This window comes from Castellaniella sp. (assembly GCF_034675905.1).
Lineage (GTDB): Bacteria > Pseudomonadota > Gammaproteobacteria > Burkholderiales > Burkholderiaceae_B > Castellaniella.
Genome location: NZ_JAUCCV010000002.1, coordinates 29,501 through 38,987, shown reverse-complemented (window position 1 = coordinate 38,987; position 9,487 = coordinate 29,501). Strand labels below are relative to the sequence as shown.

Annotated in this window: 23 protein-coding genes; all 23 read right to left on the bottom strand. The window is 56.4% G+C overall.

Features of this window, described 5'->3' with window-relative positions; all coding sequences use genetic code 11:
• Nucleotides 1-27: 27 nt before the first annotated feature.
• Entirely contained in the window at nt 28-240 is a 213-nt protein-coding gene (locus VDP79_RS01120; RefSeq protein ID WP_323016399.1) for a hypothetical protein, read from the bottom strand.
• The gene (locus VDP79_RS01115) at nt 237-536 is read right to left on the bottom strand and encodes a helix-turn-helix transcriptional regulator (RefSeq protein WP_323016398.1); all 300 of its coding nucleotides are present in this window, start codon (nt 534-536) and stop codon (nt 237-239) included. The genes VDP79_RS01120 and VDP79_RS01115 overlap by 4 nt, the downstream gene beginning before the upstream one ends.
• Nucleotides 533-724 (bottom strand): hypothetical protein, encoded by a 192-nt coding sequence (locus VDP79_RS01110; RefSeq protein ID WP_323016397.1) that lies wholly within the window; start codon nt 722-724, stop codon nt 533-535. Before VDP79_RS01110 ends, VDP79_RS01115 begins: the two co-directional genes overlap by 4 nt.
• Nucleotides 721-1,047, bottom strand: a complete 327-nt coding sequence (locus tag VDP79_RS01105) for a hypothetical protein (RefSeq protein WP_323016396.1) — start codon at nt 1,045-1,047, stop codon at nt 721-723. The genes VDP79_RS01110 and VDP79_RS01105 overlap by 4 nt, the downstream gene beginning before the upstream one ends.
• Nucleotides 1,044-1,274, bottom strand: a complete 231-nt coding sequence (locus tag VDP79_RS01100) for a hypothetical protein (RefSeq protein ID WP_323016395.1) — start codon at nt 1,272-1,274, stop codon at nt 1,044-1,046. Before VDP79_RS01100 ends, VDP79_RS01105 begins: the two co-directional genes overlap by 4 nt.
• Before the next feature lie 183 nt (nt 1,275-1,457).
• A complete protein-coding gene (locus tag VDP79_RS01095) occupies nt 1,458-2,021 on the bottom strand; it encodes a 3'-5' exonuclease (protein WP_323016394.1) in 564 nt (187 codons plus the stop codon).
• Nucleotides 2,018-2,167 carry a hypothetical protein gene (locus tag VDP79_RS01090; RefSeq protein ID WP_323016393.1) on the bottom strand — a complete coding sequence of 50 codons (150 nt, stop codon included), beginning with the start codon at nt 2,165-2,167 and terminating at the stop codon, nt 2,018-2,020. The genes VDP79_RS01095 and VDP79_RS01090 overlap by 4 nt, the downstream gene beginning before the upstream one ends.
• On the bottom strand, nt 2,164-2,385 hold the full coding sequence (locus VDP79_RS01085; RefSeq protein ID WP_323016392.1) for a hypothetical protein: 222 nt from the start codon (nt 2,383-2,385) through the stop codon (nt 2,164-2,166). The genes VDP79_RS01090 and VDP79_RS01085 overlap by 4 nt, the downstream gene beginning before the upstream one ends.
• Nucleotides 2,386-2,402: 17 nt before the next feature.
• Nucleotides 2,403-2,726 carry a hypothetical protein gene (locus VDP79_RS01080; RefSeq protein WP_323016391.1) on the bottom strand — a complete coding sequence of 108 codons (324 nt, stop codon included), beginning with the start codon at nt 2,724-2,726 and terminating at the stop codon, nt 2,403-2,405.
• A gap of 243 nt (nt 2,727-2,969) precedes the next feature.
• On the bottom strand, nt 2,970-3,230 hold the full coding sequence (locus VDP79_RS01075) for a hypothetical protein (RefSeq protein WP_323016390.1): 261 nt from the start codon (nt 3,228-3,230) through the stop codon (nt 2,970-2,972).
• A gap of 4 nt (nt 3,231-3,234) precedes the next feature.
• Nucleotides 3,235-4,437 carry a hypothetical protein gene (locus tag VDP79_RS01070; protein WP_323016389.1) on the bottom strand — a complete coding sequence of 401 codons (1,203 nt, stop codon included), beginning with the start codon at nt 4,435-4,437 and terminating at the stop codon, nt 3,235-3,237.
• A 10-nt stretch (nt 4,438-4,447) separates the two neighbouring features.
• On the bottom strand, nt 4,448-4,654 hold the full coding sequence (locus tag VDP79_RS01065; RefSeq protein WP_323016388.1) for a hypothetical protein: 207 nt from the start codon (nt 4,652-4,654) through the stop codon (nt 4,448-4,450).
• The gene (locus tag VDP79_RS01060) at nt 4,651-4,902 is read right to left on the bottom strand and encodes a hypothetical protein (protein WP_323016387.1); all 252 of its coding nucleotides are present in this window, start codon (nt 4,900-4,902) and stop codon (nt 4,651-4,653) included. The genes VDP79_RS01065 and VDP79_RS01060 overlap by 4 nt, the downstream gene beginning before the upstream one ends.
• Before the next feature lie 2 nt (nt 4,903-4,904).
• On the bottom strand, nt 4,905-5,105 hold the full coding sequence (locus VDP79_RS01055; protein WP_323016386.1) for a hypothetical protein: 201 nt from the start codon (nt 5,103-5,105) through the stop codon (nt 4,905-4,907).
• A gap of 260 nt (nt 5,106-5,365) precedes the next feature.
• Nucleotides 5,366-5,575, bottom strand: coding sequence for a hypothetical protein (locus VDP79_RS01050; RefSeq protein WP_323016385.1), 210 nt, complete (start codon nt 5,573-5,575; stop codon nt 5,366-5,368).
• Nucleotides 5,576-5,583: 8 nt separating this feature from the next.
• Nucleotides 5,584-5,904, bottom strand: coding sequence for a hypothetical protein (locus VDP79_RS01045; RefSeq protein WP_323016384.1), 321 nt, complete (start codon nt 5,902-5,904; stop codon nt 5,584-5,586).
• A 49-nt stretch (nt 5,905-5,953) separates the two neighbouring features.
• A complete protein-coding gene (locus VDP79_RS01040; RefSeq protein ID WP_323016383.1) occupies nt 5,954-6,142 on the bottom strand; it encodes a hypothetical protein in 189 nt (62 codons plus the stop codon).
• The gene (locus tag VDP79_RS01035; protein WP_323016382.1) at nt 6,142-6,576 is read right to left on the bottom strand and encodes a hypothetical protein; all 435 of its coding nucleotides are present in this window, start codon (nt 6,574-6,576) and stop codon (nt 6,142-6,144) included. The genes VDP79_RS01040 and VDP79_RS01035 overlap by 1 nt, the downstream gene beginning before the upstream one ends.
• A 2-nt stretch (nt 6,577-6,578) precedes the next feature.
• Nucleotides 6,579-6,764 (bottom strand): hypothetical protein, encoded by a 186-nt coding sequence (locus VDP79_RS01030; RefSeq protein ID WP_323016381.1) that lies wholly within the window; start codon nt 6,762-6,764, stop codon nt 6,579-6,581.
• 42 nt (nt 6,765-6,806) lie between these two features.
• A complete protein-coding gene (locus VDP79_RS01025; protein WP_323016380.1) occupies nt 6,807-7,661 on the bottom strand; it encodes a prohibitin family protein in 855 nt (284 codons plus the stop codon).
• A gap of 112 nt (nt 7,662-7,773) precedes the next feature.
• Nucleotides 7,774-8,322: a hypothetical protein gene (locus tag VDP79_RS01020; RefSeq protein ID WP_323016379.1), complete on the bottom strand. Its 549-nt coding sequence runs from the start codon at nt 8,320-8,322 to the stop codon at nt 7,774-7,776.
• An 11-nt stretch (nt 8,323-8,333) separates the two neighbouring features.
• Nucleotides 8,334-8,996: an Nmad5 family putative nucleotide modification protein gene (locus tag VDP79_RS01015; RefSeq protein WP_323016378.1), complete on the bottom strand. Its 663-nt coding sequence runs from the start codon at nt 8,994-8,996 to the stop codon at nt 8,334-8,336.
• Nucleotides 8,997-9,018: 22 nt separating this feature from the next.
• Nucleotides 9,019-9,465 (bottom strand): hypothetical protein, encoded by a 447-nt coding sequence (locus VDP79_RS01010; protein ID WP_323016377.1) that lies wholly within the window; start codon nt 9,463-9,465, stop codon nt 9,019-9,021.
• Between the last annotated feature and the right edge of the window lie 22 nt (nt 9,466-9,487).

Below are 9,487 nucleotides of genomic sequence, written 5' to 3'. Positions count from 1 at the left end.
CCCTGTTTGCCGGGGTCGAAAGACTGGTTAGTTTGCCGGGTCGTCTTCTGGGAAGACTTCGATGATTCGCCCAGTGACGCGACCCGTCTCTTTCAACGCGTCGAGCTGCAGTCGGGCGTGGTCTTCACTGATCGCGTAAAGATCAACGTCGAATGTGCCGTCAGGGCTGTCGAACGTGATTGTGTAGGGATACCAACGGCGCCCCTTTGGGTCGATAAAGAGCAGCGCGGGCGCGCTCATGATTGCCTACCGTGCAAAGACTGGCTGAGAAGACCAAATGAGACGTCAAGCCCCTTTGCCTGGAAGAAATCCCGCATGGCGCAGAGGTCCATGTAGCTGGGCTCTCGATACCCGAATTCCATACCACTAAGGGTCGCTGGCGTGGTGTCCATATAGGTCGCCATTTCCTGCAACGTGGTGTCAGCGACAATGCGCAGGGCACGAACCAAGACGCCGTAGTGCGTCAACGGGGACTTAAACCGGGCGAGCAGGTCTGCGGGGATTCCAGTGTTTTGATCAGATTGCTTGGTTGTCATGCGCCCCTCTCTTGCTCTGTCCGTTGACGAAGCGCCAGTCGGTGAAGGTCAAATCCGCCCGCGAGCATGTCCAGACTCGCAGCGTCTTCGTCGCCAGCCAGTTCTAAAAAGTGGCTTGCGATTTTGTTGAAAGCGTCGTCCAAGTCTTCTGCCTCGAAGACGACGTCAGCTTTGAATTGAAATTTCATTGCCCGACTCCCTTGTAGACGTCAGGAATCGACATCCAGCAGATCGGGTATGCCGGGGTTTCAAAGTCCCCGCCGTCGTCGACAAACCACCAGTCGGGTATGTGGCAGTAGCCTTCGTCTTCGCCGCCGTCGTATTCGCCGCCCCAGCGAATGATGTGAAATCCAGTAGTTGCGCCGCCAAACGCTTCAGTGTGCGCCCGGTAGACCGTCAAGATGCCCGACTCTTCTTCGTAGGGGGCGCTGGAGTCATCCACAAATGCCAGAATAGGGCGGTCGTGGGGCGCGCTTTCCATCCCTTGCCAGGGCTTTGCGAACTTTTTCATTTCGCCGCACCACTGGCGCGCAGGGAACAAAGAGCAGATGCGCCGGTCCCCTCGCTGACAGTCCCCATTGCGCACGAGACGATGATGGGGTCGGCGCCGGCCTTGACCATATCTGCGATCTTCTGATTCTTGTCAGCGTTATAGAGCAACAACCCAAGGATCAGAGTGACAGCAACAACCGCAACGAGACTCCAAAGCGAAACCCAAAACTTTTCTTCGTGATCCATGTTCATTCCTTGTAGGTTGTGATTCTGAGTTTGCCGGGTGCGGGACTGTCGATCATCATCCCGCATTCGGGCGTTGTGTTTTCATACTCAATGGTGATGTCGCCACCGAGGCTTTTCACCAAGTTGTAAAGCGCGACTGATTCATGGGTCCAATTCTGGCCCCTGACCCTTCTGGTGAGCCGACTAAGCGGCAGATCGGGCGGTATTAATGGCATTGAAATATCCCCATTTTCTTGCCGCGAAAAATGCCTGCATCATGACCATCACGTCATATTCGGCCCCGTGTGCTTGGGCGACGTCATACGGCGTCCCGGTCGCGAACGCGAATTCCCCCAGGTTGGGCAGCTTCCCCATCGGGGTTGCCCAGCGCCCGTCAACCATCGTGTCGACGCAGCGGTGCAGGCAACTGGGGACCGAAAGACCCACCCGGTCAAACTCGTGGATCAGGAAGGGGGCGTCGAACCCGCGCCCGTTGTGGGCGACTGCTTCATCGCACTTGGATAGCAGCGCATGCAGCTTGGGCGCGACTGCTTCCCACTTGGGACACATCGAAAGCTCTTCGTAGCTGATGCCGTGAACTGCCTGTGCTTTGGGGTCGATAGCCCGCTCGGGGTCAATACGCTGCACGTATGCACCCACGCGGGTTTCGTCTTCACGGTAGATGATCGCGGCGACCTCGATGATTCGGTGCCCCGTCGCCCAATCCAGCCCGGTTGTTTCCAGGTCAATCCCCACAAACAGCGTCATTCGTCGTCCCCGTTCATTCGCTTTTGCATTTCTTTCCACTGACGTTCGTTGCCAGCCAGCACGATCAGCAGGTAGACCAGGAAGTCCCAGATTTCGCGTCTGTAGTAGATGGCCAAGCACAGCACCAGGAAGTCCCAGAACGTCACAGTCCTTTCTCCCGCTTGTATGCGTAGTCGCTGACCCAGTCACCAATGGCTGCAAGCGCATAGACCGCCAACAGCGCGCCATACACCACCACCCAGCGCCATCCTGCGCTCACGGGCATGACCTCCTTGGCGACTGTGCCTGCGCCCGCAAGAACAAACGCACAACGCACCGCGAAGCACGCAGCGTTCATGATCAGAAGCTTGGTTGTCTTTTTCATTATCGTCTCTTTGTAAGTTAGTGGTAACTAACAAATTTGGCAAGTTTTCGACGCAATTCTGCGGTATTCATCGCGGCAAGCGTCGCTGCTGTTCGGTGCTCTGCAGACGCTGTGGTGCCAAATTTTGGGGCATTTGCCTGGATTCGAGACTCCATGTCCAGCGAATCCAGTAGTGCGCGGGCCAACCCCGCGAGTTCGTCGCTGCCGTCGACCTTGCGGCACAGCGCCACAAGCTCTTGTCGTGCCTGTTCTTCAGCGCCAGAACCGCCGCCGCCCATGTCATGCCACTTCTTGAGGGTATTCAGGGTGTGCTGTGTTCTGCGGTAGATTGTTTCACTCATGTGGCTCTTCCACTTTGAATTTCAGCTTTGACAAGAACTTTAGTTCTCGCTCCAAGGCACGCGCCCGCTTGTCGCGTCGCATGTTTGCATCCTTTATAGCGTCGATTCTGTTCGTGAACGCGTCGCGCCCCACCTTGAGCGACCCCCAGGATGTGATTGTGTGACCCGATTCGTCAGGCGGGCTTCCATGCAGAACCTGGATGCCGTTGCGCAGTGCAAACTTGGTGACGTAATACTTTTTGCTCATTTGTTGTGGAGCGCCTTTTCACCATCGTCGAAGACTTCCCACCAGCCCTCAAACTTGGTCAGCGCTGCGGTTTTGCCGTGAAACACTTCATGTCGCCCGCAGACTTTGCAGGTGCGATTGAACGGGTTGCGGTATACCCAGCGGTGTAACTTGTTGAATGGCCAGATCATGGTCGGCCCCCGGTGCCATCGCACCACGGACATTGTTCGTATGGCCCGAGCCAGCCGGTGCCGCGGCAGTGCTTGCAGATATTGCACACGATCATTTCTCCTTCGCTACGCTTGCGGCTTGCCATGCGGCCCATGCCCGTGCCGTTGCCGGGTTGTTGTAGCCCGTGCCGTCCAGGCGCTGCGCCCGGTCAAACTCGTTGCGGTCGCACCAGTTTGTGAACGCTACACGGGCATCCTCCCGATCTTGGGTGCATTCCGCAATCGCCCGTTCATACCCGCGCTGCTCTGCCGCTTCAATGATTGCCCGTTGGGTGTCAGCCAGGGCTTCGTCATCCTCTCTATCCTGGGCGCTGGGAGTTGATCCCGCTGCATTGCACAGCGCGGCATACAGCGCGTCTTCGCTGTCGTATACGCAATGCTCGTTGCGCAGGACTGCACGCATGGCTTCTGTCAGCGGTGGCATCGTGGGCTGCGCCTGGGCGGGAATCTCAGCAGCGAATGACCCCGGCGTTCGAGGGTCGCGCTCGGCAAGCCTGCCTTGCTGATACATCCAGCGGTCACGGCTTGTTGCGGGCGGAAGCATGTCAACCATCGGCTTCTGCGCTACAGGGGCGGCAACAGGCGACGAAAAGACTATCGCCCATGCCTTGTCGTATGCGGCCTGCACTTCATCCGGCATGCGTCCGTAGTGGCGCTCTCGCAAGACATTGACCAGACCAGACAGCGCATCAAGCAGCACCGCGCTCTCGGTCGGCTCCTGCGCTACAGGGGCGACACAGCGCATGACGGCCTTTATGGCTCTTTTGGCGCTGCTGTAATTCACGGAGCCTCCCAACTCATTCAACAGCGTTGCCGCCATTTCGTCGGTCGGCTCCGCGCTTGCGGCAGGCTGGCTCATTGCGGCAATTCGATCTGCCAGCACTTGCTCGCCAGAAAGCGGCGGCGCGGCCAGGAAGGCGCAGATGCCAGCTCGCGTTGGTGTATTGGGTAGCCCGGCCTGGGCGGCTTTCAACCAACCGATAGCCTGCATGCGGTGCCCGTCGAATTGCAAAGCGAGGCGACGCCACTGGTCTTCGCTGTCATCGTCGCTCGGCACCATTTTCGTGGCGTCACACGGGGCGTCGAAATTCGGCTCTGCGTCTTGCACCAACAGCGTGACGCCATGCTTGTCGCCGTCGTAGTCCATCACTTCGGTGACGGTCCCAAAATAGCGGTTGCCCACGTCATCGTCGCCAGTGCTGACATCAACCGATACGCTCATGCCGGTGATGAAGTCGCGCATCTTGTTGTCCATTCTATCCATGTCACACCCCCTGTTTCTTGGCTTTGCGCACCCGCGACAAAAACGCTTTAGGGGTGATGTGAAAGCCACGTTCGTCGATATAGTTCAGTGTGCCAGCGTCTTCCAGGCGCTTGAATTCCACTTCAGCCTGAGCAAGGTTCATGCCCATTTCTTCGGCGAAGATAGCAATTGCCTTGTCGTAGTCGACCGCGTCTTCAAGTTTCGTCATGCCGTCACCTTGGCTGCGCGTCGCTCCAAATCTTTCAGCGCACTGCTGCATGCTTCATCTGGCGTTGCGCCACGCCCCGCCGCTTCAAAACTGATAACTGCCCAATTCTTGGAGCCATCCATCATTACCGCAGACCATTCTGCGTTTGGTGAATAGTTGATCCTTAGAATCAGGTTAGGGTTTCGATCCAGCAATTCGTGGTGCTTTGCGATCAGTGCGCGAATTGGGTCTTGCGTGATGTTGGTCATGTCTAATCTTCCCCGAAAATGTCTTCTTCAAGAATTCCAGCAAGAACGCGAAGGCGGGAGATTTCCCGCGACATTGCCTCTTGCACGGAAGCTGGCGCCTCTTTCCCCGCGCCGCATTCATTCCATCGGGCGATTTCGTTGGCCCTGGAACTTAGGACGTCTTTGATCGCCTGCGCGTCGTCGCAATTCAGCTCGACTTTCATTTGCATTGCTCCGCTGTAAGTTCTTTCCAGAGACTAAGCTGATCCGCTATCCCAGTAGCAGCCATACGTCTTGACGTCTCTCGTGTCAGGATCATTCACGACAGCACGAACTGCGTCTGACGCGTCCCTCGCTGCATTCAACTCTGAGCTAAGCGGTGCGGCGGCGATACCGTCCTCGTTCCCAACCAGAGCGACCCCCGCGCGCTTGCAAGCCAAGAACGCAGCTTCCAGCTTTTTCAGTGCTTCTTCTTGATTGCGTTTCACCTTTCTTCAACTCCGCGCGTTTCGTTGTCGACTGCCACCGCGATCTGTATCGCGGGCTCCTGTGCATCGAACTTGCTGCCGTCAGACAGGGTGACGTGCGCGTGGATACCGCGCCACTTGCCGCTTACACCGGCCTCGACGATCTTGACGATGTCTGCTGCGTTGGCGTAAACGCAGTGCCCTTCTGGTGTTGTGAAATGGATCATATGGCCCCCTACCAGTTATCTCGACGCATTTCGTCTTGGAACGCTGTCTTCCAGTTCGCGGGCATATCGCCCCGATGCACGAGGTATTTCAAAACTTCCTTGGGCTCGTATACCTTTTGAGGGATGCCCCACAGAATCTTTTCCTGCCCCGCGTGAATTGCCCGCGCATAGAACGTGCGACCGCACATCCATTTCATGCGTGGCACCGTCGCGCCGACAGGCCATTGGGTCGGGATTCCCCCGCGCTTATCAGATATCTCGACACTAAACCAGCGCGCACCGTCCCAATAGCGCAGAGTTTGGTATTTCTTGGTGCCACGCTTGGTCATGTGGACGCCAGGAATGCCAGCGGGTGGGTCTGTCAACTGCCAGAGGTATTCAATCTTTGGCATCGGTTTCTTCCCAGTTCCACTCGATCATTTCAAACATCACTTCGCGGCAATACTGCTCACGCTGCGCGTCTGTCAGCGCGTTCCACTCGTCGCGGTCGAACTCGACGATGTTGTAGTCGTCGCTGCCAACCTTGTTTGTGCTGACTTCAACCTTGATTCGGATAATCCCACTCATTATTTCCACCACTCAGGTTTACGCATGCGCTCAGACATGCCGTTTTCCATCAGAAGCGACACCCCGTAGTCGTGGCAGACGAACTGCCCATCAAGCATTCCGTAATTGGCATACTTGAGGTCGGTGAAAAACGCTGGCACCGACTGGGGGTATCTCTTTTCATCAATGGGCATAGTGCGCTTCATCACCAGGATGCCCCCCGCTGGGCTTATGAATTCGCACGGGGCGAACCACTTGGCGAACTTGGTGTCTTTGACGCGCTGCCATGTTTCCCATTCCATGACGTTCTGAAAGCTGCCCGCACCGTCTTCAACCTTAATCACGCAGTCTGAAAACAGCTTGCAGGCATATACCGTGCGGGCTGAGCCATAGCTGATCTGGGTGCCTTGCAGTAGCCCAAGGGCTTCGCGTTGCGCCCACACTTCGTCAGCCACCGTCACAACTCCCCGGTCGAACAGAACCCAACAAAGAACTCGAACCACAACCCAGAGTTGTCTTCGTCGAATTCAAGCGGATACATGCTTGGCGAGTGTTCGTGACGGGCGCGATACCGTCGCTCGAACTCAGCGACTTGCTCATTTAGCTCGCCAGCGAACTCGTCAAGGCTGACTTTTTTTGACATGGCGCTCTCCCGGCGTCTGGGCGAACCCAGACGCCCAAATGATTACTTGACGTTGATGAAGGGCAGGGCGCCGCCAGGGATCATGGTGCTGGGCATCGTGCCATCCCAGCGCTCAGCAGCAATCAGGTCGACCAGCCCAGGATTGGCCCGCAGCGCGTCACCCTTGGCTTTGATGGCGTCAGCCGCAGCTTCACCCTGCAGACGAACCGCATCTGCTTCTGCCTTTGCTTCTGCGACCCTGGAATCAGCGCGGGCTTTTGCTTGGATGACCGCAATGTTCGCGTTGATCTTTTCGGTCTTTTCGGTTTGTTCCATCGTGGCGATCTGGACTTCTGCCTTCATGCGCTTTTCGATGGAATCCTCGTATGCGTCAGAGAACGTCAGACTTTCGATCTGCACGCCAGTCAGACGCACCGCCTCGGTTGCGGACAGGTCTTGCTTGAGTGCATCAAAGACCTTCTGTCCCAACTCGTCGCGCTTGGTGATTGCGTTGGCAGCGGTGAACTTCCCGAAGACGTTTTTCACGACGTCCCATGCCTTGGGTTCGATGATGCGGGTCTGCAAGTTGTCGACCGTCCCGTAATTCGAGTAGACGTCAGCGACGCCTGCGCTTGTCACACCCCAGGTCACCGACACCCGCAACGTAGCAGGTTGTTGGTCAGCGCTGTATGCCTTCAGGTCGGTGAACTTCAGCGTGGATTCACGGGTCGACAGAAATTCGACGCTTTCGACGAACGGTGTCTTGAAGTGCAGGCCGGGGTCAGCGACGCCCGTGATCTGCCCGTAGCGTAGTTGCACCGCGCGTTCACCCTGATCGACTGTATAGAAGCTGCCAAAGCTGGCGACCAGCAGCACCAGCCCAGTGATGATGCTCAAAATGCCAAGCACGATTTTCATTTTTTACGTCCCTTTTTGTGGTTGAAGTCAGAGAAGATGGCGATTCCGCCGCGCACCACTAGCACAGCGAAAACGCAGAAGCCCAGAATGAGAAGAAGTATTTTCATGTAAGTTAGCGGTAACCAACCATTTTTGGCGCAAGAGACGCTTCGTTATGCCACGCCGAAGTTGCTTGCGTCACAAATTGCAGAGACTCAGCCAGCATTTTCGCTTCACTCAGTTCTATCGGGAACTGAATGCCGCCGATTTCAACGATCACTGACGGCTTGCCGTCCACAATCCCCACCCATGCTGTTGGGGTGTTTTCATCGCGATTTGCGTTGATTTTCGTCCCAGCAAGCGACTCCTTGTGGGGAAGTGGGTCTGGCTCCACGGTTACCGTCTTTCGCTTACTGTATGGGGCATGCTTCGGATAAAGTGGAAAGTCGCGCTTTGCTGCCTCTTCAAGAAATGACTGCAGGCTGTTCTCTTCAATCACAACTTTCCCCCTTTCCAGCTTCGTTCTGACGCGCATCCAGTCCTGAACGTGCGTTTGGCGACCGCGCTTTCCGCGCGATGTGTTGCAGAAGAACTTTACCCAATACTTATCGGGGAGCGTGCTGCGCAGCACTTCGTTTGTCAGCTTTGCTGCCTCGGCCAGGGTATACCAGCGACTTTCCATGATCACCCCCGTTACGCCGCTTTCTTCAGCAGCCCAGCGCTTTTCAGTTCCGCGACGATGTTCTTAGTCGCGGGGACCAGCGCGGTGGTCGTGACCGCATTCGTCTCGGGAACCTTGACGACGCTGCGCAGTTCAGGCATCAGTTCGTAAAGCGCAGCGACCGTCTTCACTGACGCCAGGGCTGACAGCAGTTCGCTGACGAATTTGTTGCCAGCTTCCAAGATTGCGTCGCGTTCCTTTTCCAGCTTCTTGATGCGTTCCAGTTCAGATTTCGTGACAGGCACGGTCATCACATTTGAGTTGTAGTCGCCGCTGGTTGGTCCCTTCACGGTGACGTAGTTGCGATAGACGTCGCGCTGCAGTTCGGGGCGATAACGCCCGCTGCCCATGTCTCTTGAGCGAATGGACAGATTGTGGATGTTTTCCGCGCCCTCTTCCGTGAGCGAATATTTGAATTTCCCGCTGTCGAGCGTGCCGACGATGTATGCTTTGTTAGCACCAGCGCTCGCTGCCAGCTCGAAGTATTTCTTGTGGTGCTTGTCGACCAGCGATTGCGCAAGGTCTTTCATGCGCTTGTTGATCACCTCGACGCGCGGGGCGAACGTCTTGTTGGTGACCGACCAGAGAATTTCGTCGCGCATTTTCATGGTCAGATTGGTCTTGGTTGAAGCCATTTGTATCTCCAAAAGGTGCGGGTTAAATTTTCAGGGTGCCACGACGCAGATTGATCACGGTGTCGACCAGTTGCGCGGTTCCCATTTCTTTCAGTCTGACGTGACGCTCTCGGCCCTCGTCATACAGCGTGAATGAGTCGTTCACCGTCATCGTTGCCGCTTTGATTTCGCGAATCAGGTCAACCCGCAGCTTCATCAGGTTGGTGCGCGAATCAAAGATATCCGTCGCTCGATAGAGCGTCGTGATGGAGTCGTCCTGGCCCCCCGCGACGTATTCAATGACATGATCAGGGAACCCCTGCGCACCAAAGATGCAGACATGTCCGCCCTCTTTGTCGCGAACCCAAAACCCGGCCTGCACCGACTCGGGGATTTTCAGCAGCGAAGTCAGCATGTCGTTGGTCAGCTTCTCGTTTGCGACCGGCCTGATGTCACGGTTGGCCCGCGCAATGATCAATTCTGCATTCATGTTAGTTACCACTCACTTGCAT